This window comes from Romboutsia sp. LXY-2, assembly GCF_056171995.1.
Map to the genome: position 1 here is coordinate 483,011 of NZ_JBKFGI010000004.1, position 24,815 is coordinate 507,825.

General features: G+C 30.9%; 22 protein-coding genes. All 22 read right to left on the bottom strand.

Features of this window, described 5'->3' with window-relative positions; all coding sequences use genetic code 11:
• Positions 1 to 73 precede the first annotated feature (73 nt).
• Complete coding sequence (locus ACI48P_RS10600) at positions 74 to 817, bottom strand: TatD family hydrolase (RefSeq protein WP_475215482.1); 744 nt, start codon at positions 815 to 817, stop codon at positions 74 to 76.
• A 10-nt stretch (positions 818 to 827) separates the two neighbouring features.
• Positions 828 to 1,550, bottom strand: coding sequence for an ABC transporter ATP-binding protein (locus ACI48P_RS10605; RefSeq protein WP_475215484.1), 723 nt, complete (start codon positions 1,548 to 1,550; stop codon positions 828 to 830).
• Positions 1,531 to 2,529 carry an ABC transporter substrate-binding protein gene (locus tag ACI48P_RS10610; protein ID WP_475215488.1) on the bottom strand — a complete coding sequence of 333 codons (999 nt, stop codon included), beginning with the start codon at positions 2,527 to 2,529 and terminating at the stop codon, positions 1,531 to 1,533. The genes ACI48P_RS10605 and ACI48P_RS10610 overlap by 20 nt, the downstream gene beginning before the upstream one ends.
• 15 nt (positions 2,530 to 2,544) lie before the next feature.
• Complete coding sequence (locus ACI48P_RS10615; protein ID WP_475215670.1) at positions 2,545 to 3,306, bottom strand: ABC transporter permease; 762 nt, start codon at positions 3,304 to 3,306, stop codon at positions 2,545 to 2,547.
• Positions 3,307 to 3,457: 151 nt separating this feature from the next.
• Positions 3,458 to 4,276: a selenium-dependent molybdenum cofactor biosynthesis protein YqeB gene (gene yqeB / locus ACI48P_RS10620; RefSeq protein ID WP_475215489.1), complete on the bottom strand. Its 819-nt coding sequence runs from the start codon at positions 4,274 to 4,276 to the stop codon at positions 3,458 to 3,460.
• A gap of 79 nt (positions 4,277 to 4,355) precedes the next feature.
• A complete protein-coding gene (locus ACI48P_RS10625; protein WP_475215491.1) occupies positions 4,356 to 5,372 on the bottom strand; it encodes a molybdopterin-binding protein in 1,017 nt (338 codons plus the stop codon).
• Positions 5,373 to 5,389: 17 nt separating this feature from the next.
• Positions 5,390 to 5,959 (bottom strand): molybdenum cofactor cytidylyltransferase, encoded by a 570-nt coding sequence (gene mocA / locus ACI48P_RS10630; protein ID WP_475215492.1) that lies wholly within the window; start codon positions 5,957 to 5,959, stop codon positions 5,390 to 5,392.
• Between the two features lie 12 nt (positions 5,960 to 5,971).
• A complete protein-coding gene (gene yqeC, locus ACI48P_RS10635) occupies positions 5,972 to 6,715 on the bottom strand; it encodes a selenium cofactor biosynthesis protein YqeC (RefSeq protein ID WP_475215494.1) in 744 nt (247 codons plus the stop codon).
• A 221-nt stretch (positions 6,716 to 6,936) separates the two neighbouring features.
• Positions 6,937 to 8,022, bottom strand: coding sequence for a dihydroorotate dehydrogenase (locus ACI48P_RS10640; RefSeq protein WP_475215496.1), 1,086 nt, complete (start codon positions 8,020 to 8,022; stop codon positions 6,937 to 6,939).
• 31 nt (positions 8,023 to 8,053) lie between these two features.
• Positions 8,054 to 9,382 carry an amidohydrolase family protein gene (locus tag ACI48P_RS10645; RefSeq protein ID WP_475215497.1) on the bottom strand — a complete coding sequence of 443 codons (1,329 nt, stop codon included), beginning with the start codon at positions 9,380 to 9,382 and terminating at the stop codon, positions 8,054 to 8,056.
• Complete coding sequence (locus ACI48P_RS10650; protein ID WP_475215672.1) at positions 9,355 to 11,676, bottom strand: xanthine dehydrogenase family protein molybdopterin-binding subunit; 2,322 nt, start codon at positions 11,674 to 11,676, stop codon at positions 9,355 to 9,357. The genes ACI48P_RS10645 and ACI48P_RS10650 overlap by 28 nt, the downstream gene beginning before the upstream one ends.
• Positions 11,666 to 12,460 carry an FAD binding domain-containing protein gene (locus tag ACI48P_RS10655; protein ID WP_475215498.1) on the bottom strand — a complete coding sequence of 265 codons (795 nt, stop codon included), beginning with the start codon at positions 12,458 to 12,460 and terminating at the stop codon, positions 11,666 to 11,668. Before ACI48P_RS10655 ends, ACI48P_RS10650 begins: the two co-directional genes overlap by 11 nt.
• A 1-nt stretch (position 12,461) precedes the next feature.
• Entirely contained in the window at positions 12,462 to 12,932 is a 471-nt protein-coding gene (locus tag ACI48P_RS10660; RefSeq protein WP_475215499.1) for a (2Fe-2S)-binding protein, read from the bottom strand.
• A complete protein-coding gene (locus ACI48P_RS10665; RefSeq protein ID WP_475215501.1) occupies positions 12,933 to 14,360 on the bottom strand; it encodes an amidohydrolase family protein in 1,428 nt (475 codons plus the stop codon). It abuts the gene before it with no gap.
• An 18-nt stretch (positions 14,361 to 14,378) separates the two neighbouring features.
• Entirely contained in the window at positions 14,379 to 15,752 is a 1,374-nt protein-coding gene (hydA, locus tag ACI48P_RS10670; protein WP_475215502.1) for a dihydropyrimidinase, read from the bottom strand.
• A gap of 70 nt (positions 15,753 to 15,822) precedes the next feature.
• On the bottom strand, positions 15,823 to 17,040 hold the full coding sequence (locus ACI48P_RS10675) for a YgeY family selenium metabolism-linked hydrolase (RefSeq protein WP_475215504.1): 1,218 nt from the start codon (positions 17,038 to 17,040) through the stop codon (positions 15,823 to 15,825).
• 61 nt (positions 17,041 to 17,101) lie between these two features.
• Positions 17,102 to 18,313, bottom strand: coding sequence for a diaminopropionate ammonia-lyase (gene dpaL, locus ACI48P_RS10680; RefSeq protein WP_475215505.1), 1,212 nt, complete (start codon positions 18,311 to 18,313; stop codon positions 17,102 to 17,104).
• Positions 18,314 to 18,630: 317 nt separating this feature from the next.
• Complete coding sequence (locus ACI48P_RS10685; protein ID WP_475215506.1) at positions 18,631 to 19,665, bottom strand: sigma-54 interaction domain-containing protein; 1,035 nt, start codon at positions 19,663 to 19,665, stop codon at positions 18,631 to 18,633.
• A gap of 169 nt (positions 19,666 to 19,834) precedes the next feature.
• A complete protein-coding gene (locus ACI48P_RS10690) occupies positions 19,835 to 20,506 on the bottom strand; it encodes a flavodoxin family protein (protein WP_475215508.1) in 672 nt (223 codons plus the stop codon).
• Positions 20,507 to 20,536: 30 nt separating this feature from the next.
• Positions 20,537 to 22,756, bottom strand: a complete 2,220-nt coding sequence (locus tag ACI48P_RS10695; protein WP_475215509.1) for a xanthine dehydrogenase family protein molybdopterin-binding subunit — start codon at positions 22,754 to 22,756, stop codon at positions 20,537 to 20,539.
• Positions 22,749 to 23,228, bottom strand: a complete 480-nt coding sequence (locus tag ACI48P_RS10700; RefSeq protein ID WP_475215511.1) for a (2Fe-2S)-binding protein — start codon at positions 23,226 to 23,228, stop codon at positions 22,749 to 22,751. Before ACI48P_RS10700 ends, ACI48P_RS10695 begins: the two co-directional genes overlap by 8 nt.
• A gap of 99 nt (positions 23,229 to 23,327) precedes the next feature.
• A complete protein-coding gene (locus tag ACI48P_RS10705) occupies positions 23,328 to 24,677 on the bottom strand; it encodes a uracil-xanthine permease family protein (protein WP_475215513.1) in 1,350 nt (449 codons plus the stop codon).
• Between the last annotated feature and the right edge of the window lie 138 nt (positions 24,678 to 24,815).

Sequence of the window (24,815 nt, forward strand, 5' to 3'; positions counted from 1 at the left end):
TGTTTGTTAAAAATATTTCAAAAAAAGTAGAGGTAAAAAAACCTCTACTTTAGATGACTATTTTTAATATTCTCTATGCATTTATAATTTTATTATATATGATGTTTGTATTTTCTATAAATTCATTTATATCTACATTCTTTAGCTTACATATATTTTCATATACATTTATTATTTCTATTGGCATTCCATATTTTCCATTTACCCATTCTAGAGCTGTAGGACCATCTGTTTCCGCCAGTAATTTTTCAAAAGGTATATTATTTAAAATACTTCTAGATACTTCATTGTACTTTAAGTCTACACTTGCTGTAAAATAACATTTTGCATCAATTAATTTATTCAAAGTTTGGATATCTCCACTGTACCAATGAATAATAGATTGTGTTGATACATCATAATCTCTAATAAGATTATATACAAGCTCTTCTGCACCTTTTGTGTGCACATTTATATACTTATTACATTCTTTTGCTTTTTTTATGAAATATTTAAATATGTCTATTTGTTTATTATAATATGATTTGTCTTCTACCCAGTAAAAATCCAGTCCAACTTCTCCTATTAGCTTACTCTTATTAATATACTCGTCTAATTTATCAAAATCATAATTGTCTCTGCCAACTTTTGATGGATGAATACCAAAAGTAGATATTATATTTTCTGACATTTTACTTATTTCTAAATTATCTTTGTAACTTTCCTCATCCATAGCACAAGATATTATTTTAATATTATTTGCTTCTATTTCCTTTATGGCTTTATTTAATTTGTCATCTTTATAAAAGTCCATATGGTTATGAAAATCAATATACATATTCATTCACCTACTTTAAGTAAAGCAATATCTCTTTTTTTAATTTTGCCACATTTTCTAGATTTTGATTATTGTAAATCTTTTTATCTAATATAAATTCTTTATTTATATTAGCTGGCTTATTTGACATAACATATATCCTATCTGCTAATATTATAGCTTCATCAATATCATGAGTTATCATTAAAATCGTAGGATTAATCTTTCTTGTTATGTCTAATAACCAGTTTTGCATTGATGATTTAGTGATTGAATCTAAAGCTCCAAATGGTTCATCTAATAGCATTATGTCATTTGAATTAATAAATGTTCTCATAAAGCTTGCCCTTTGCCTCATTCCACCAGATAGTTCACTTGGATATTTATTTTCGTATCCTTCTAAACCAAATACAATAAAAAACTGTTTTGTATATTCATGAGCCTTACTCTTTTTTTCTTTTTTTAATATTAATGGCATTGAAACATTGTCAATTATAGTTTTGTATGGTAGTAATAGATCTTTTTGATGCATATAGCTATATTTGCCATTCACCCTTATTTCTCCATTATCTTCATTTATTAATTTTGTGATTATATTAAATATCGTACTTTTTCCACAACCACTAGGCCCTATAATAGTTACAATTTCACCCTCATAGACTTTAATATTTATATTATCTAAGATTTTTACATTATCATAATACTTAGATACATTTTTTAATGATATTTTTAATTTACTCTGGCAAGAACTCATTTGTGTATGCTTCCTCTGCTTTCATATCCTTATTTATTAAATTATATTCCATTAAAAAGCTTGTATAATTATTCCAAACACTATCCTTCATTTCACCCCATCTAGATGCATCATCTATATACTTATCAGCTAAGAATTTTTGACTTTCTATAGCCAGTTCTTTGTCTATTTCAGGTGCATATTTTAATAAAATATTTGCTGCTTCTTCAGGCTTTTCTACACAGTATTCATAACCTTTGCTTGTTGCCTTTAGAAACTTCTTAGCTAATTCTTTATTTTCATTAAGTAACTTATCATTTGATATTATAACTGGAGTGTAATAATCTAACCTTTCATCTAAGTCTTTTGTAGCTATATAGTTTATTTCTTCTCCTCTTACCTTAGCTTCTACTCCTGTCCATCCTTCAAATATATTAAATATATCAATTTCTTTTTTAGTTGCTGTGAAGAAATCATCTTCTCCAACATCAATAATCTTTACTTTGTTAAAATCAGCATTTTGCTTGCTCATAACAGCATCAAGAGTTGCTTTTTCCGATGGAGATCCCCATCCTCCATAAGTTTTTCCTTCAAAATCTTTGACAGTGTTAATATTCTTATCTTTAGGTGAAGCAAAACCAGAAGTATTATGTTGTATTACTGCTGCTATTGCTTTAATTGGTAATGGGTCTTCACTAGTTTTTGCGAAAGTTACATCTTCTTGGTAGCTTATACCAAAGTCTGCTTTACCTGTTGCAACTAATGTAGCCGCAGCACCATCAGAAGGTTGCACTATTTCTACATCTAAACCTTGTTCTTTGTAATATCCATTTTCAAGAGCTACATATAACCCTGTATGATTTGTATTTGGAGTCCAATCTAGCACTACCGTTACTTTTTCATTTTCTCTTTTAATTGATTCTTCCCTTGTACACCCACTTAGAATACCAAGTGATAATGATAATATAATTGGTATTACTAATTTACTTTTGATTCTCATATAAATACCTCCTTATTACTTATGCTTTATTATTAATCTTTTTATTATCTGTATTGTTAGTACAAATAATAAGCTAAATATTACTACTATAATTGTTGAAGCAAAAACTTTATCTAGTGCATATGCACTTTTAGCTCTTACCATATACACTCCTAGCCCTATACTACCGCCTAGCCATTGTGCTACTGTTGCAGCCACAAATGCATATGTTGCTGATATTTTAAGCCCTGAGAATAAATTTTCTATAGCCATGGGAAATTTCAAATGTATAAATGTACTTATCTTGCTAGCTTCCATAGTTTTAAACAAGTTTATATAGTCTTTATTTATATTTTCTATACCATCTACAAAACTTACTAAAACAGGGAAAAAACAAGTTATTGATACCATTATTATTTTAGGTAAACTATCAAACCCAAACCATATTATTAAAAGTGGCGCTATTGTTATAGTTGGAATTGTTTGAGACACTAACATAATTGGATAGAAACACTTTTTGAACATAGGAATAAAATCCATAAGAATCCCAATTGCTAATGCCAATACTATTGCGACTACAAACCCAAAAGTAGCTTCATAAAGAGTTACTAATGTGTTTACATACAAATTTTGATAATCTGTATAAAACACTTTTAATATCTCTAGAGGAGATGGCATTATATACTGAGGTATATCATAGATGGTAACTATAAGCTGCCATAGAATCAGTATTAAAGAGAAGGTTATAATAGGATATATAAAATCCTTTGATTTATGTATAATTCTATGCATTTTTATTCCTTTCTTTTCAGTTATTTAACACTCTAAAGTTATTTATCAAAATTATTTTCATTATACTTTTTTTTACTTTTTTTAGCAAGGTTTTGAAAATAAATTAGAGAGGGACCGTAAAACACAGTCCCTTCAATTGAGTCTTTAAATAAAATAATTAATAAATTGGTAAAACACCATGAGATAAAATGGCTTCTAATACTCCACCTGCTATACATCTTCCTTTGTCTGATATTGTATAAGAATTTTTTATTTCACCTATCCTTGGGTCAATATCAAGTATCTTAAGATTACCTTTAACATCTGCACCATCTCTTATTATACCTCTAAGTAATCCATCGATCGTTGCCTTAACTTCATGACTATTACCTTCTTCATCAATTATATAGGTAATAATTTCTCCCTTTTTAACTATTTCGCCTATATCCTTTACGTTTTTAACAGTACCATTACAAGGAGAGTATATTACTCTTTCTTTAGATACTCCATTTATAACACCTGGAATACCAGTATTTTCTTTTGCCTTGCCTTTTGAGATTACTCTTCCTAAATTATGTCCTCTCATAGTTTCAATAACTACATGTATATCTTCTCCAGCACAGAAACCTGGACCCAATCCAATAGTAAGATTAGCCATTTCTTTATTTGTACCTAGATTTTTTTTAGCAAGAATTGCATCAACAACTGCACTAGGTTTTATTTCATTAATTATTATCCCACTAGGATCAACAATTAATGCCACTTTGTTATCATTTAATACTTGGTATATATCATTTTTATCTTTACATAGTTTACAAGTTACATCTTCTACAGTCCACTCATTTTCATAAACTGCCTCGCTAAAAGCTACCTGTCTTCTAATAGCTAAAGGTTTTTCAACTTCTAAAGCTACTATTTTATATCCACTCTTATGCAATTTACAAATTACTGCTGTAGCTAAATCTCCAGCACCTCTAACTACTATAATATTATTCATTTTATCCCCTCATTCTAGCAATTACATTTACTATTGTTAATATAATAGTAAGATTTATATCCATTGTCCTTTAATTATATTATTTTGCAAAGTTACAAGCTGGATATGTACATACTTTACAATTCATACATAAGCCACCATGTCCATATTCAGCTATATCCCTCTTGGTTAATTTTTCATTTACTAATACTCTTGGTAATATTACATCAAATACCGTTGTACTATTGTACATTGCACATCCTGGTATCCCCATTATAGGTACTTCATTATGATATGCTAGTAAGAACATTGCCCCAGGTAATATTGGAGAACCATAAGTAACTATATCAGAGCCACTTTCTTTAATAGCTGTAGGTGTGACATCATCAGGGTCTACACTCATTCCACCAGTACAACAAATTAGCTCTGCACCTTCTTCTATAAAATCTGATATTGCTTTTTTTATCATTTCTTTATCATCTGAACATATTATTTGACCAATTACTTCACATCCAAATTTTTCTACTTTAGAAACTATAACTGGTCCAAATTTGTCTACTATTCTTTTATGGAATACTTCATTTCCAGTTGTAACAATACCTACCTTTTTAGGTTTTATTTCAACAATATTAACAATTTTTTTATCCCCAACGACTTCTTTTGCTTCATTTAATTTTTCTTCTTCTACTAATAGTGGTATTACTCTTGTACCAGCAACTTTTAATCCTTTATGTACTACATAATTATTGTGAAGTGTTGATAACATAATATCATCAATACAATTTAACTCTAATAATTTATCTACATCTATCTTTAATAAACCATCCACCTTAGCAATAAAATCTATCTTTCCTTCTTTGATTTCACTAAAATCCAAGTTGTCGCCTGCTGTTAATTCTTTTAAAAATATTGCTCCATCATTTTCATGTACTAAGCCTTCAGTATTTTCCCATACATATAAATGGTCTTTACCAAGTGATAGAAGTACTGGTATATCCTCTTCTCTTACTATATGCCCCTTTTTAAATGCTCTTCCTTTAAACTCACCAGGAACTATTCTAGTAATATCATGACATAAAACATGTCCAACTGCATCTACTGTATTTATTTGTCTCATACTCAACACCTCTATTTTTATATTAATTTTTTTATCCTTTCAAAGTCATAAATTGTATCAACATCTAAAAGCATATTTTCACTTACTTGAACAAATTTAACTTTGTTACTATTTTTAATAACTTTTTTCCCTCTTTCATCATCTCTTAAACTTAAAAGTTCTTCTTTTTTCTCTCTTGGGAAAATTACTGGATTTCCATTTTTCTCTTTATGCCTTGGAATAATAATATGTTCTTTATCTTCATAAAAAGCTTCTATTAGAATATTTATATATTTCTCATCTATTAAAGGCTGATCTCCAACAAAGAACATATACCCATCGCTATCAAGTGAATTTATAATCCCTAATTTTATTGACTCACTTTGTCCCAAATGAGATTTTTCATTTAGTACACAGGTAAAACCATATTTTTTTCCTATTTCTAATACTTCATTGTATTGACTTACTACAACTACTTCCTTAAGAGGAACTTTCTTTAACTCTTCAAAAACATTTTCTATTAATGTTTTACCTTTAAATTCCATTAAAAGCTTATTTTTGCCCATTCTTTTAGAAAACCCAGAAGCCATTATTATACCTGTTATCATATAAAACCTCTTTTAGAAATTTTCTATATATCTATAAAAGTTTTGATTAATACTTCCATAATATATCTTAATGTCATGTTTCACGTTATTTATTGTATTTATTAAATCAAAAGCTATATTTTCATATTCTTCATTTTCTACTTTATTAATAAATAATAATTTTTCACCAATGGCATTTTTAAATAATCCATTTTCACTTAATACTATATCCTTAAAATGTATTAAATTTATTCTATCTTCTTTTGTATCTGTCAATTTTAAAAATTCATCTAATCGATGAACGTTTTCTTCATTGATTTTCATATTGTAAGCTGTTATATCTAATATCCCTATAGTTTTGTTGCTATCCTTATAAATTACTGGCTCAGTTTTATTCCATCCTTTTAGCTTCTTACACTTAGACCCATCGCCTTCTATCAAGATTAAATCGAAATTATTTTTTATTTCATCTAAGTCTTTAAAATCAAGACCTACTATCTTTTTATCTTTGTTAATATATTTTCCACATACAGTTACGCCTAATTCCTTATTAAAAGCTATATTAACATTTTCTTCTAGCATTAATATGTTGTCATAGCTATTAATATCAGGAATATAAATTTTTGTTGTTGTAGTTAATAAGACTTTTAATTTATTTCTGTAATACTTTGCAAAATAGTTAATAAAAGAAGTTTTACCACCTGCTCCAACAACTGTTATTATATCTCCCTTACTTATATCTATCATTTTTTGTAAAATAACATCACCCCTTGTCATATATCCCTATCTTTAATTATAATAAAAAAGTTTCATATTGAAACCCTTTAAATGATAACTTTTTTAAATACTATTCTTATTGAATATATTATCTATTGGTGTATGATCAATAATTTACTATTATTATAAAAAAAGATACACTATATTAACACTAGTGCATCTTTCCAATAATAATATTTTCTTTTAGACTTTTATTATTTATCTTTATTTTTATATTATTATTAGCAATTAACTACTGCCATTCTTTCTTTATTTTGTAATGCTTTTGGTCTACAAACTGAAACACATAAACCACAGTATCTACATTCTTTTTCGTCTAATTCCATTTCATCAGTTAACTTTCTAGCTTGGTATGCACATACTTTTTCGCACATTTTACACTTTGTACATTTTTCTTTGTCATATACAAACTCAAAGCTTTCTCCTTCATTTACTTCGCCCATGTATTTATAAACCACTCCACATGCATCACTAATTGAAGAGTATCCTAACCTTTCTAGATTTTTGTTTAAGTCATTATGAATTTTTCCTATAACTGGTGCACCCTTTAATATTACAACTGAACATATTCCAACAAAATTAGCACCAGCCATTATCATTTCAAGTGCATCATCTCCATTTACACATCCACCTAATCCTATTATTGGGATGTTAACTTCCTTTCTTATTTCATAGATTTTATGAAGAGTTATTGGCTTTATAGTTTCACCACTTAACCACCCAAATCCATCTCCTCCCAATAGAGGTTTTCCTGTTTCTATGTCTATCCTAAATGCTGGTCCTATAGAGTCACAAGCTGTTATTGCATCAGCCCCAGCTTCTTCAAGCTTTTTGCATAATCCAGCTATATCTTCAATCATAGCTGGTAGCTTTACTATTACAGGTATATTTACCTTTGACTTCGCATCTTCTAACATTGGTATTAAGTCATTATGGTCATATGATACTAACTCTATAAAATCAGCTCCTGCATCTTCTACTTGCTTTACAAGTACACTACTTTCTTCAAGTGTATGACCTACTGAAGCAATACAAACTACCCCATCTTTTTTCATTTGTGGTATTTCATAGTTTATCCATTGTTCCGGATCAAAATCAGTCCACTTTTCGTTGTTTATTAATGCATTAGTAGTATTTCTTACCATGTGTGGAGATGGATTTATTGCTCTTTCTTTTCTTATTGTCTTTGTAACTACAGCTCCTGCACCTGCATCACTAAGTATTTTACATCCAGCTGCACTATATGTTAATGGCCCTGAACCAATTATGAATGGTGATTTTAAATCTCTCCCTAAAAAGTTATACATTTTGTTTATCCCCTTTATTATCTCTATATTTTTATGCTAACGATTCTTTTTTCATCTTCCAAAATTCTGTAGCAACTTCTTTCATTTCTCTAACTACTTCTTTTTTATTAATCCCAACTACATTTCCTTCATTCAACACATGTCTTCCATTTATAAATACATTTGAAACAAATTCTTTTCTACCTTGAACTACTATTTGATCAAATATGTTATCTAGTGTTATAGGTGTCTTAAATTCATCTTCAATAACAATAATATCAGCTTTATTGCCAGCTATTAACTTACCGCTATCTTCATAACCTAATACATGTGCTCCATGTTCGGTTGCCATTTTTAGTACTAGCTTAGCTGGCATTACTGATGCATCTTCTAAGCATGATTTATGCATTAAAAATGCGCCTCTCATAACTTCAAAAAAGTCATTTATATAACCATCAGTACCAAGAGCAACCCTTATTCCCATTTCTAACATCTTAGGAACTGGTGAAAATCCTCCACCTACCTCGCAGTTAGATAGTGGCATATGAACAATTTTTACATCTTTTTCTTTTAATATTTCAATTTCACTTTCATCAACCTTAACACATTGTGATGCTAATACTTTATTATTTAACAATCCTAACTCACTGTAATAATTAACTGGCTTATTATTAAAATGCTTCTTTATATAATTAGGTTCATATATACTTTCTGACAAATGAAACTGCCATGGTGCATCAAGCTTATCAGCTTCTTCTTTAGCTTTTTCTAAGAAATTTTTACTACAAGTAAAACTTGTATGTGTGCACATAATTCCACTAACTAAGTTACTATTTTCTCTACACCACTTAATAGCATCTGAATTTTCCTTTAAACATTTTATACCATTTTCAAGGCTTATTCTTTCACAACTTTCTAGTGAAACTACTGCCTTTATTCCTATATCCTGAAGAATCTTTGCTTGTTCTATTAATGCTCCATCTTCAACATTTGGCGCTTCAAGAGTATCAATAAATCCTATAACACCAGATTCAATAAGTTCTATTGCTGAAGCTTTTGTAGTTGCTTTTACTTCACTTAGTCCTATTCTATTTTCTATAAATGGCCACCAATAGTCATTTAAAAAACCTTCAAAATCACTGAAATGGACATTTGTAGGTATTCCTCTTGATAAAACACCATATTGATGCATATGACCATTTATAAATCCTGCCATTACTATAGCATCAGACTTATCTATTACTTTTATATCTTTATATTTTTCACAAACTTCATTATTAGGCATTATATCTAATATACATTCATCTTTAACTACTAATGAATGATTCACTAATATATTATCAACTGAGGAAATTAAATATTTGCATTTAATGATAAACAATCTTCTTCTCTCCCCTCATTGTTTCTTTTCATTTCCATATATACTTTTTCACTTGTTATAGGAAGATTTCTTATATTAACACCAACAGCATTATAAACTGCATTTGCTATTGCTGGAAGTGGAGTGTGAATTACTACCTCTCCTAGTGATTTTGCACCATATGGTCCAGTTGGATCATTAGTCTCTGCAAAATCTACCATTATATTTCCTATATCTTTTTTAGTAGGAACTTTATATTGTAAGAAGTTAGATGTATAAAGCTTTCCGTCTTTGCCAAACCTAGGATCTTCATACATTGCCATACCTATCCCTTGAGTAACCCCACCTTCTACTTGTATTTTAGCAAGTGTTGGGTTTATTACTGTACCACAATCAACTACACATGCATAGTTTATAACACTAAATTCTCCAGTAGTTTTATCTAATTCTATTTCAGCAAATCCAGCTATAAATGGCTTTGCACTTTCTTTTATACCATTATTTTCAGTTACCGTTAATACTTCTTGGTCTCCACCACCTACCGCGCTTTGACCTAACTCTTTTAATAATACAAAGATACTATCATCTTTTTTATGAGTTACTCTATCTTCGTATAACGTTAAGTCTTCAATATCAACATTAAGTCTTTTTTGCGCTACACCTAATATTTTTTCCTTAAGCTTATTCGCTGCCTTAAGTGTTGCACCTCCAGTAACGTAAGTAGTAGATGATGCAAATGCTCCAGAGTCATATGGGCACATATCCGTATCCCCTGTATGTACAGATATTCTATCTATTGATGTATTTAAAGATTGTGCCGCAATTTGAGCTATTATTGTATCTGAGCCAGTTCCTAAGTCTGATGATCCAGATAATAATTTGTAAGTTCCATCTTCTTCCATACTTATAGTTACTATAGCCATATCTATTCCTGCTATTCCCGAACCATGAGTAGCTATACCTACACCAACAGATCTTACTTTGTTGTTTCCTATTTCTTTCCTAGGGAACTTTTCATCCCATCCTATAAGTTTTTTACCTTTTTCAATACACTTATCTAAATTACAAGTTCTTACTGGATGATGTGTTACTCCGCCTTCAGTTTTACCTTTAATTATATTTTTTAACTTAAGTTCAACAGGGTCCATATTTAATTTATTAGCAAGTTCATTTATAGCACTATCTAGTGCAAAAGTTCCTTGTGTTGCTCCATATCCACGAAGTGCTCCACCTGGTACCACATTTGTATATACTGTTTTTCCATCAAATCTTAATGCAGGTATATCATTGTATGTAGGAAGTACATTTTGACCGGCTTCCATTGTTACTGCAGGACCATTATCTCCATAAGCACCGGTGTTATTTAAAGCCTTCATATCTATAGCTTTTATATTTCCATCTTTATCCGCTCCTACTTTTACATCAAAGAACATCTCATGTCTACTATTGGTCATTCCAAATGTTTCTTCTCTTGTGTATATAAGCTTAGACGGTCTTTTAGTCATCCAAGTTACAAATCCAGCATATATTTCACATACTGCTATGTTTTTACCACCAAAACCTCCTCCAATTCTTGGCTTTATTACTCTAACCTTTGATTCTGGTAATCCTAATGCTCTTACTACCTGTCTTCTCATATGATAAGCTGATTGATTAGCTGATATAATAACCATTCTTCCATGCTCATCAATGTAAGAATAAGCTCTGTGAGTTTCCATCATACAATGTGATTGAGCTTGAGTAGAATAAGATTGTTCTACTATTACATCACAGTTTTCAAATTCTTTATCTACATTACCTTTATTCATTTCAAACTGAGATGCTATGTTTTTAGATGCATCTAATCCAAAATCAAAAGGACAGAATAGATCTTCTTCAGGATGTATTATTGATTTATGACCTATTGCTTTTTTTGCATTAAGTATAGGCTCTAATCTTTCATATTCTACTTTTATAAGTTTCATAGCCTTAATCGCTGCACGCTCATCTTCTGCTGCTATTATTGCTACTTCATCACCTACATATCTAACTACTTCTTCTAATATATATTGGTCATGAGGAGATGCCTCTGGATAAGCTTCACCAACCATTGAATATCTATTTTTAGGTACATCTTTATAAGTGTATATTGCTACTACTCCAGGTACTTTCAAAGCCTTAGAAGTATCAATATTTTTTATTCTAGCAAATGCATGTGGGCTTCTAAGAAGTTTTATTGTTAGCACGTCTTTATGATAAATAAGATCTTCTGTATATATTGGTTTTCCAGTTACTATACTTTCACTATCTATTTTTCTTACTCCCTTACTTATCACCACACTCACCTCCTAGATTTTCATACATTCTACAAACTAAAGATTTTGCCATATCAGCTCTATATTCCTTACTAGCTCTCATATTACTTCCAAATGTAAGTTCATCACTAATCATCTCAACTGCTTTTTTAATATTTTTTTCTTTTGTTAATATTTCACTGCCCTTATAAGCAATAGCTGCTCTTTGAGGTCTAGCACCTATTGAAATTTTATATTCATCATTAACCTTTAACATAGCTCCGTTTATTACTGAGAAATCTCCCGTACACTTTCTTATTGAATCAAATACTCCACAGCCATCAACCTTAGGTAATATAATCTCTACTAATACATCCTTTTCTAAATCATTATTTAAAAATTCTTCTAAGCTAAGTATCCCTTTATTATGAAGCTTAACTTTTGCATTAGATACAAGTAATGTTGGTATTAAATCTGAAAAACCATATTTTGAAAAAACACTAGCCCCAACTCTCGCATTATTCCTAAACTGTACACCTACAATATTTGAAAGAGCATTTGATATAAATCCATTACAAAATTTTTTTATTACAGGACTTATCTCTAAATCTCTTAAAGAAACATCCGCTCCTATTAAAATTTCTTCATTATTTTCTTTTATATAATCTAAGCCAATATTTTTTAAGTCTATAGCCATATTAATATTTTTAGACCCTAGTTTTATAAATCCGCATCCACCTAAAATAATATTATTTTTCTTCGACCTCAGTAATTCATAAGCATGATCTAAATCATTTGCAACTACATATTCTTTTATAGTTATCATACTATCTCCCCATATCAAATTGTTTTTGTGCATTTAAATATTCATGAATTGCTCTTAGCTGACCTTTATATCCTGTGCATCTGCAAAGATTTCCATTTAGGTAATCTATTATTTCTTCTTCTGACGGATTTTTAAGTTCTCTCTTCATTGCTAAAACCATCATTATAAATCCAGGAGCACAAAATCCACATTGGTCTGCTCCTTGGATAGCTAAAAATTCCCCAAACTCTTTAGCTTCTTCGGTAACACCTTCAAGTGTTAGTATACTTTTTCCATCAGCTCTTACACTAAGATAGTTACAAGATAAGCATGCTTTATCATCTACTATTACAGTACATAGTCCACAAGATCCTGTGTCACAACCTTTTTTTACACTTACATATCCATTTTCCCTTAGTGTATCTGCTAAAAACTCATCTGGCCTTACATCAATTTTTTTTTCTTTTCCATTTATGTTAACTTGTATAAACAACTAATTCACCCCTACTTCACTAATTTGGTACTTGTTGTTCCACTTGTGACCTTCCATTCTATTAGTTATACTTCCTCTTTCACATAATCTTTCTGCAGCATCTTGAGCATCACGTAAAACCTTTTCTTCATCACAAGTTAATATCTTAGAATTTTCCATTATTATTCTTCCATCTACTATTGCTGATTCAATATTATGCATAGAAGAAGAGTAAACTAATGTAGATACTGGGTTGTGCATTGGTATTGATTTTGGTGATAACATAGGGTTAAATATTACTATATCCGCTTTCTTTCCTACTTCTAAAGATCCTATTTCATTTTCTAATCCAACAGCTCTTGCTCCATCTATTGTTGCAAGTTCTAATACCTTTTCAGCTGAAATTGCTAGTGGGTCACATTTATTTACTTTATGTTGAAGCGCTGTTAATTTCATAAGTTCTATCATATCTTGAGAGTTATTACTTGCAGCTCCATCTACTCCTAGAGATACTGTAATTCCTTTTTCTAACATTTCTGGTACTGGTGCAACCCCTGAAGATAAGTACATGTTACTTGCAGTATTATGAGATACTTTCATATCATATTTTTTAGTTAATTCCATATCTTCTTCTGTTAAATATACACAGTGAACCATTAATACATTAGGTCCAAGTATTCCTAGTTTTTCTAATACATCTATATCATATTGACCATGTAACTCTTTTGCTGCTTCTCTATCAAATGGTGTTTCTGATATATGAACTGTAAACAGAGCATCATATTCTTTTGCTACTCTCCATAACATTTCAAGCATTTCTTGAGTATTAGACCAAATAGCAGCTGGTGCTACCCCTATTTTTATTCTTCCATTTTCACTATTATGGTGAGCTTCAAATAATCTTCTTACATCTTTCTCTACTTCTTCTACATCTTGCATTATTCCAGGATGCACTCCAAATTGAGCCCCTGTATTCATACATCCTCTACCAAGAATACCTCTAATTCCTAGTTCTTTATATGCATCTATTATTCCATCACATAATCCTGCCTTACTGTGTGGATACATATAATCAAGCATTGTAGTTATACCACTTTTTAGTCCTTCAACGCATCCAAGCATAGCTGCATGATAAGTATCTTTTGGTTCTAAATAATTTGCAGCTGGGAATGTCATAGTTTCTAACCAATCCTTCAGTACCATATCGTCTCCTAAACCTTTTAATAAAGTTTGGAATAAATGGTTATGTGTATTTATAAAACCTGGGAATAATACTTTGCCTTTTGCATCTATTACTTTTTTAGCATCATCATACTTACCTACTAAATCATTACTATTTCCAATATCTACTATTCTATTTCCTTCTATAGCTAAAGCTCCATCAAATAAAACTTCTCTTTCTTCGTTCACAGTTACTATAATTGCATTTTTTATTAATATATCTATCATTTCTATTCCCCCTAATATTTAATAAGTTTTTCTTATTATAAATTTGCCCATCGGCTTGTTTACATTTAATTTTTTATCTATAACAACATGCTCTCCTCTTAAGAACACATGATCTATACTGCAACTTACCTTAAATCCTTCATAAGGCGTATAGTCTACATTTTGATATTGTGTCTTATATGTGATAGTTTCTTCCTTATTTGGATTTATAACAACTAAGTCAGCTAAGCTTCCTATTTCAATCTCACCTTTTTGTGGATACATTCCAAATATTTTAGCAGGGTTAGTTGAAGTTACTTCTACTAGCTTATTTATACTAATTTTATTTTCTAATACACCATAAGTATATAATAGTGGTATTCTATGTTCTACTCCAGGGGCCCCATTTGGTATTTTACTAAAATCCTCTATACCTATCTCTTTTTGTAGCTTGTAATTGAAGGAACAATGATCCGTTCCTACTGTTTGTATGTCTCCATTATTTAAGCCATCCCAAAGATAATTTATATCTTCTTTTTTTCTAAGTGGTGGACTCATAACATATTTTGCACTTTCAAACCCATCTTTATTGTATAAGCTATCATCTAAAAGTAAGTATTGAGGACAAGTTTCTACTACTAAATTCACATTATTCCTTCTTCCCTCTTTTACACATTCTAAAGCTTCCTTACAGCTTAGATGAACAATATATGATTTTGAATTTGTAAGATTTGTAATATCTATAAGTCTTGATACAGCTTCCTTTTCTAATAAATTTGGTCTTGTAAGTGGATGATACTTAGGTTTTAGATTCCCTTTTTCCTTCATCTCTTTAATCATTGCATCTAGTAAATCCCCATTTTCACAATGAAACCCTACAATACAACCTAGATTCTTTGCTTTATCTAAGACTTTATAAATCACTCCATCATCCACTTGCAATACATCTTTATATGCCATATATAACTTAAATGATGTCACACCACATTTTACTAACTCTTCCATTTCCTCAAGTGTTTTTTCTTCTAAGTTAGTAATTGTCATATGAAATCCGTAATCACAATAACAGTTGTTATTTGCCTTCTTATGATAAGAGTATAATCCTTCCTTTAAGTTCTCACCTTCATCACATTCTGCAAAGTCAAGAATAGTTGTATTTCCACCCATTATTGCAGCCTTCGTTCCTGTTGAAAAATTATCTGCAGTAAATGTAGTACCTGCATTCATATCAAAATGTGTATGAGTGTCTATTCCTCCTGGAATAACATAACATCCCTTGACTTCTATAATATCGTCATTAGTGTTTTCTATATTTTCCTTTATCTCAACGATAATATCATTATCTATTCTTATATCACTTTCAAAAGTTTTGGTGGAAGTAACTATGTTCCCACCTTTTAAAATTACTCCCATACCATTCTCCTATTTTTGCAGAGGTAGTTAAATTTGTACCTCAACACTTTTTTATCTTTAATATAATTTTTTACTTATCATTATATACTGACTTTAATATTCCATAGTATCCTTCTGTTCCTATGAATAACTGTTCTTGTTCTATATATTCATCTATTGTATGAGCTAAGTTTTCTTTAGACGGTCCAAACCCGATTGTTTTTATTCCGGCTTCTCCAGCATAATGACTTCCATTTGTACAGAATGAATATTGAGTTATTTCACAGTCTACTCCAGCTTCTTTTAATCCTCTATATGCAGCTTGTACAAATTCATCACTTTCATCATAAACCCATCCTGGGAAGAATCTTTCACTCTCTATTTTATTTCCTGTATAACACATTTCAGATCCTACAGCATAAGAAACCTTAGCATTTAATTCTCCATCTTCTCTCATCATTTTTTCTAATAAATCTTGGATTGGTGCTAAGACACCTTCTTTAGTTTCACCTACTAATAATCTTCTATCAAATGTAGCTCTACAATAATCTGGTACTACAGATGCACCTGGATATGGAGAAGATTTTATATCAGTTAATACTAGTATTCCTTTTCCTAACTCTTCTTGAGTTGGTGGCTCTAATTCTTGTATTCTACTTATTAAATTAGACATTTTATACACAGCATTTATACCTTTTTCTGGATTAGCAGAGTGAGCTGGCTTACCAAAAGTCTCAACCACTATTTCTCCTCTACCTCTTTGGCCTATTTTTAGATTAAGTTCTGAAGATTCCCCTATAACAACATAATCAGGATTTATAGCTTTACTTATTTCTCTAGCTGATACACCTTCAAATATTTCTTCATGTACAACTCCTGCTACGTACAATTCTCCAGCAAAATCTTTATTAGTATCTTTAGCAAAATAAGATACGGCAGACATCATTGCTGTAAATTGCCCCTTCATATCAGAAGTTCCTCTTCCATATATTTTTCCATCTTTAATTATTCCGCCAAATGGATCCACACTCCACTTACTAGGATCTGGTACTGGTACTGTGTCTATATGGCCATCAAATAATATTTTCTTTCCTGGTCTATTTCCTTTTATGCATCCTATAATGTTACCGTACTTATCTCTTGACCAACTATCAAAACCTAATCTTTCAAAAGATTCTTCTATTGCTATAACAACATTTTCTTCTTCTCCTGATGCGCTCGGATTTTGTATTAACTTTTGGCATATTTCTGTAACTTCTAGTTTTCTATCTTCACATAATGCTTTTGAACTTACTGCATCTAACATCATTTCTTCCCCCTAATAGTTTTTATAAATTATTAATATCTGATTTTACTTTACTACTTAGAACTTATATACTTGAGTGTTCTCCATCCCATACTATACTTCTATATTTATCTGGATCTGTATCTCCTTCTGTGCTTATTAGTAAAACTCTAGAATTTTCATCTAACTTTAATGCTTCTCTTAATTCTTTTAAATCTTCTTTTTCCATTAGTGCGGCTAATAATCCAGTAGTAACAGCTCCTGATTCTCCAGATACTACTTTTTCATCTCCTGATAATGGATTTCCAAGTATTCTCATTCCTTTTGAAGATACCCAGTCAGGTGTAGAAACAAAGGCATGAGCATGATTTTTAAGTATTTCAAATCCTATTGTGTTTGGTTCACCACAAGCAAGACCAGCCATTATCGTTGGCATATCACCACCAACAAATCTTGGTTTACCATCTCCAGCCTCTGCTGATTTATAAAAACAGTCTGCTTCATCAGCTTCCACTACTACCGTTATTGGGCACTCATCATAAATTGATGCTACATAACCTTGAACAGCTCCTGCAAGTGACCCAACTCCAGCTTGAACAAATACATGTGTTGGTCTTTCAACACCATATTCTTTTAATTGTTCAACTGCTTCTTGTGCCATAGTTCCATATCCTTGCATTATCCATGCTGGTATTTCTTCATATCCATCCCAAGCTGTATCTTGAACTATTAATCCACCACACTCATCAGCATGTTTAGTGGCAAGTCTTACTGCATCATCATAGTTTAAATCCGTAATTGAAGCGTCAGATCCTTCATCTTTTATCTTATTTAATCTATATTCAGAAGATCCCTTAGGCATATAAACAACAGACTTTTGACCTAATTTATTAGCGGTCCAAGCAACACCTCTACCATGATTTCCATCAGTTGCTGTAAAGAATGTTATCTCTCCTAGTTTTTCCTTTATCTCTGGCGATGTTATTTTTTCATATCCTAGCTCATCAATATCCATATCTAATCTTTGAGCTAAGTGTTTACCCATAGAATAAGACCCTCCTAAAACTTTGAATGCATTAAGACCAAATCTGTAAGATTCATCCTTTACATAAACCCCTGCTACCCCTAATTTTTCTGCTAGTTTTTCAAGATTTACTAATGGAGTTTCCTTGTACTGAGGAAAGCTTTTATGGAAATTTCTAACTTTCTTTATTTCATCTTCATTTAAGAAATTAATACACTTTTCTTTATCTCCCTTTGGAAGGTTATTCACTTTCCACTTTATCTCTTTTAACATAACTTTATCCCCCTGTGACTTTGTTAATTTTTTATACATCATTTATATATGCAAGTTATATGCCAAATTTATTGTTTTATATTTTTTTTTACACTATTATAAAATGTTGATATAATGCCAGTTATAAGCTTTTCGAATTAATTATCTTATATGAATTCTTCATATATATAAATTTTCTCATTATTCTTCTCACAATTACATTCTCAATTCTAGAATTGAGAATGTTTATAGTTTTTTATAATCAACCTATACAATATAGTTTCATAAATTTATAAATATAAAAAACACCCACATATTAGTGTGAGTGTTCTAAATTACTATTCTAATTTTCTATACAATGTTGCTAAAGATATTCCTAGTTTTTTAGCTACTAATTTTTTTGACTTAGTATCACTTCCATAGAAACTTAATACTTTATTAATATATATTTTTTCAAATTCTTCTAATGTTAAAATATCTTCCTCAGAATTTATCTCATATTCTCCTGACTTTAAAGCATTTATATTACTCTTTCTAAGTTTGAAATAATCTAATATTCTTTTATGAATAAGTTCTCTATGAATAACACCATCTTCTTCTAATAAATTTATTGCTAGCTCAATGCAATTTTCTAGCTCCCTTATATTGCCTGGCCACGGATATTTTATCAAAATATCTTCTACCTCAGGCTCTATATAGTTAACATTTTTCTTTAGTTTTCTAGAATATTTATCGATAAAGTTATCTATTAGTGAGTATATATCCTCCCCTCTATCCCTAAGAGGAGGAACTTCTAAAGGTATAACATTTAATCTATAGTATAAGTCTTCTCTAAATTTGCCTGACTCAACTAACTTATACAAATCTTTATTAGTTGCACACAAAATTCTTACATCAATGTCTAAAAGTTCATTTGATCCTATTCTTGTGAATTTCTTTTCTTGAAGGACTCTAAGTATTTTAGCTTGAAGTTGTAATGGCATGTCCCCTATTTCATCTAAAAAAACAACACCACCATTAGCAAGTTCAAATTTCCCTACTTTTCCCTTTGCATCAGCTCCACTAAATGCTCCTTTTGCATATCCAAAAAGTTCACTTTCAAGTAATTGTTCTGGTATCGCTGCACAGTTTATAGCAACAAAAGTTTTATTCCCCCTATGACCTGCTAAATGTATAGACCTTGCAATTAATTCTTTTCCAGTTCCACTTTCACCAGTAATTAAAACAGTAGAATCACTATTTCCTATTCTCTTTATCTTATTTTTTAATTTCATCATTACTTCAGACTTACCAATAATAGAATCTACTGTTGTTGTCCCCCAAATATTATATACTTCAATTCCATCATATATTGCTGTATCATTTTTGTTCATACTCCCTCAACCCCATTTAATGTTAATAATACCCGTTTGTTAAATTAATTATATCATAATTTATGGAGAATAACTTTTTTTTAACAATTAAAAGGTAGCTTAAGATTTCATATTTATAAATCATCAAACTACCTAATTACAATATGTTTATATTAATTTTACCTTTACTTTAGTGGTCTCTTATAGGTGATTTTTCATCTTGAACAAAACTTATTTCATCTTTTCTCTTATTCCATATTTCAAGTCCATACTTAGATACCATTACTGATTCAGCTAAACCTTGACCTAATCTTTTTATAGTATCCATACCTGTTGAATCATCCATAGCACCTTGTACCTTTTGATCTTTACTCCAAATTGTACCACCAATATAACATCCTCCAAGACCTCCAGAAACTAACATTTCATGCATTAAGTAGAAATTAATTATAGGAAGTTTTGCTAATTCTTGACCTCCATATCTTGTACCACCGGTAGTTATACATGCTCCTACCTTGTTTTGAAGTTTTCCTGGATGAACTAAGTACATTGGTCTTAATCTATTAAATACTGCAGTTAGTTGAGCTGTAATATTCATATCATATACTGGTGATCCTATTATAAAACCATCAGCTTCTAATATTTTTTGTTCTAATTCTTGTATATCGTCTTGTATTATACACATTGTTTCTTTTCTTATACATGCATCACAGTGCACACATGGGTATATTTTTTTACCTCTTACTGACCAGTAATCAATTTCAACTCCTGGTATTTTTGTGGCTTCTTCTAAAGCTTGTTGTATTGCATATTCAGTAGCTCCTTTACGTGGACTTCCACATATTCCTAATATCTTTGCCATAAAAAATTTCCCCCTAATATTAAATAATTATTATATTCTTATTGGTAATGAATTAATCTCTATTCCCGTAGCATCTAAAACAGCATTGGCTACTGCTGGTGCAGCTGGTACAACTGCACATTCACCAATACTTTTCCCTCCGAAAGGTCCTGCTTCTTCAAAACCTTCTACAAAGTGAATTTTTAAGTTTGGCATATCATTACTCCTAAATACCTTATAGTTTTTAAAGTCTGTAGTAGTTGGTTTACCACTTTCATTAAATTCTATCCCTTCACTAAGAGCATATCCAAGACCCATCTGAACTCCACCTTCTAGTTGACCTTCTAAGCTTATAGGATTTATAGCCTTGCCTACATCATGTACTGCTACATAATCAACAACCTTTATCTCTTTAGTATTTTTATCAACTAAGACTTCAGCAAAATGAGCTCCATAAGAAGTTATACAAGCTTTAGATGCAAAGTCTTCAACAACTATTAACTCTTTATAACTCTTACTTTGACTACTAACAGCTACATCACTTAAGGATACCTTTTTTTCTTTATTACAATTGCTAATTACATATCCATCTTCTAAATAAAGATCTTCCTTATCTATTTCTAATATACTTGAACCTTCCTCTAATATTAACTCCTTTAATTTTTCAGCAATGTTTTTGGCTGCTCCACCTTCAACAAAAACGCCTCTACTTGCATAATCTCCTAAGTTAAATGGACAAGCATCCGTATCCGCTTCTAATGTTTCTACTTTGTCTGGCGTTATACCTAATACTTCTGCAACCATCATAGTTTGCATCGTTGTTGATCCATTCCCCATATCGTGAACACCTGTTATTAATGTTAAACTTCCATCTTCATTTAGTTTTAAAGTAAGTGTTATAACATCTCTATGTGCTCCAAATACTCCATTTCCATGAGCTCCTATTGCCATACCTATTCCTCTATAGTATTTTTCATCTTCATTTGGCATGGCTTTCTTTTCATCCCAGTTAAATAACTCTTTACCTTTTTCAATACAATCTAATAACCTAGGATTACCCAGTGGAGAATTAAATCTAATATCTACTCCATTTGGTTCTACCGCATTTTTATTTTGTAAATCTATTAAATCTATTTTTAAAGATTTTGCTATTTTCCCTAATTGAGCTTGTTGCGCCATAAATACTTGAGGAGAACCATACCCTCTCATCGCCCCAGCAATAGGCGTATTTGTGTATACTGGTATTCCCCTAAATCTCATGTTAGGTATTTTATATACTTTGTATACCTTATGACTAAGTGCTCCCATAACATTTAGTGCACTTGATGCATATGCACCTGTGTTTGTATATATCTCAATATCTTGGGCAACTATTTCTCCATCTTTTTTTACACCAGTCTTAATATTAATAAGTGCTCCATGACGAGTTCTTGTGGCTATTATAGATTCTTTTCTAGTTAAAACTAGCTTTACTGGTCGTCTTGTCATCTTAGATAATATTGCAACAACAGGCTCTATTGACATCTCAAGCTTTCCACCAAATGCACCACCTATAGCTGGTCTTATTACCCTTATTTTATTTAATGGCATATCCAGTATTTGAGACAATATTATCCTATATCCAAATGTATTTTGTGATGGTGTATATAATGTAAGCTTATTATTATAATCAAAATGTGCAATTGCACAATGAGTTTCTATTGCGCTATGGTGTATTGGGGGAACTTCATAACTATCTTCAAAAACAAAATCGCTTTCCTTAAATCCCTTTTCAGCATCTCCACCACTTAAGTTCATCTCTATTACTTTGTTAGTTTCTCCATGTATTGGATAAGCATTTTCTTTAATAGCATCCTTAATAGTTAGTACTGATGGAAGCTCTTCGTACTCTACTTTTATTAATTTAATAGCTTCTTTGGCTGCTTTTTCAGTTTCTGCTGCCACTGCTGCCACTCTATCGCCAACAAATCTAACAACATCTGAAAATACTAACTCTGTTTCTGGTATATTGTGCTCATAAAATCTTAGTGCACTATTATATTTTCTTTGTGGAGTATTAAAACAAGTTGCAATTGCCCTTACTCCAGGTACTTTTTCAGCTTCACTAATATCAATCCTCTTGATTCTTCCATGGGCTACTTCACTTAATAAAAGCTTGGCATGTAACATATTTGGTAGTTTCATATCTCCTACATATTTAAGTTGCCCTGTAACTTTAAGAGCTGCATCTTTTATTGGATATGAATTTCCTATTATTTTTTCATTACTCATTATCTATCACCCCTGATTTTTGAGAAGCTAACTTTACTGCCTCAACTATCTTTACATATCCTGTACATCTACATAGATTTTCTTTAAACGCTTCTCTTATTTCACATTCATCTGGATTAGAGTTCCTATTTAATAAGGCTTTAGCCGTTATTACCATTCCTGGAATACAATAACCACATTGCACAGCTCCTGCATCTACAAAGGCTTGTTGAATAGGATGAAGAGTTTCTCCATTTGAAAAACTTTCTATTGTATAAATCTTCTTGCCTTCACAATTTTTAGCTAATGTATTACATGATTTAACATCCTCACCATCTATTAATACTTTACAAGCTCCACAGCTTCCACTATTACAACCTTGCTTAGCACCTGTTAAGTCTAGCTTATCTCTTAATACATTTAAAAGCGTTTCATTTTTTTCTATTTCTAGTTCATATACAAAATCATTAATGTCTAATTTAACTTTAAACATAGTTTCCCCCTACTTTTCAACTATTTAGTTTCTGAATAACTTAAACTATTATTTAAATTTATCATTTCAGTCCTCTATAGCAACTTAATTTATTCATAACTATATGCTTTCTTCCATCTCTTCTCTTTCTTTTGCTTCTTCTGCTAAACTTTTATTAGGTATTATTATATTTAATGTAAATGCAACTATTGTTGCTATTACTATTGGTGTTTCACCAAATACCATTTTTACAAATTCTGGAAATGCACTTAATGCTTCAGGAACAGAAGTAATACCCATACCTAAAGCTACTGCTAATCCAACTATTGTAATATTTCTTGATGACAATTCATCAGTAATAATTAGTTTTATACCTGTCATAGTAATCATGCTAAAAACTGTTATTGTAGCTCCTCCTAGAACACAATATGGTATAGTAGTCATTAAAGCTCCAAACTTTGGTATAAAACCAGATAACAACATAAATATCGCAGCCACTCCAAGCACAAATCTACTTACTACCTTTGTCATTGCAACTATTCCAACATTTTGACTATATGAAGAAGTAGGTAAACCTCCAAATATTGAGCCTACAATAGTACATAATCCGCTTCCTACAACACCATTTGAAAGTTCTTTATCAGTAATATTCCTATTCATACCACCCATAGTGGTAGCAGATAAATCTCCTATAGATTGGATTGCATTTACTATACTTATAACAACCATGGATATTATAGCTGGTATATGAAACTCCATTCCGAACTCTAACGGCTTTGGTATAGCAAACCAAGCAGCTTCTTTAATTGGTGAAAAATCAACCATTCCTAAAAACACAGATACCGTATATCCCACAACTATACCTAAAAAAATTGCTGCAAGTTTAACGTATCCTTTTCCAAATTGGCTAAATCCTATTACTACAACAAGAGTCATGAATGCAACTGCCCAATTTTTTAAATCTCCAAAATTTGGACTATTCACACCACCTGCCATATATTTAATCGCAATTGGGTATAGAGACAGCCCTATTGTTAAAACAACAGTTCCTGCAACTATATTAGGAAAGAATCGTCTAATTTTCTTTATAAATATCCCAATAAATACAGTAACTATACCAGCTATTAACTGAGCACCAAATAAACTTACAAGGCCATATTTACCTCCAACTGCAAGCATGGTAGGAACATATGTAAATCCAACACCAAAGATGATCGGTAGTCTTGATCCAATACTCCCTATTGGATATAGTTGGATAAGCGTCGAAATACCAGCTGCTATTAGTGCATATTGAACAAGTAATGTTCTTTGCTCAGGCGTAGCCCCTACTGCACCTGATATTATTATCGGAACTGTTACCGTACCAACTATCATAGCTAATATATGTTGCATGGATAGTGGTATTGTTTTTAATATCGATGGCCTTCCATCAATATTAAAAACTGATGTACTTCGCTTTCCTTCCACCAAATCTAACTCACTCCTTATAATTATTAGATTTATAGGCTTTTAACAGTTTGTTATAATTATGACACTGCCTATTACTTTAAATTTTAATAAAGCAACTTTTATACCATTTTCTAATAATGTATAATAATTTTGCAGAAA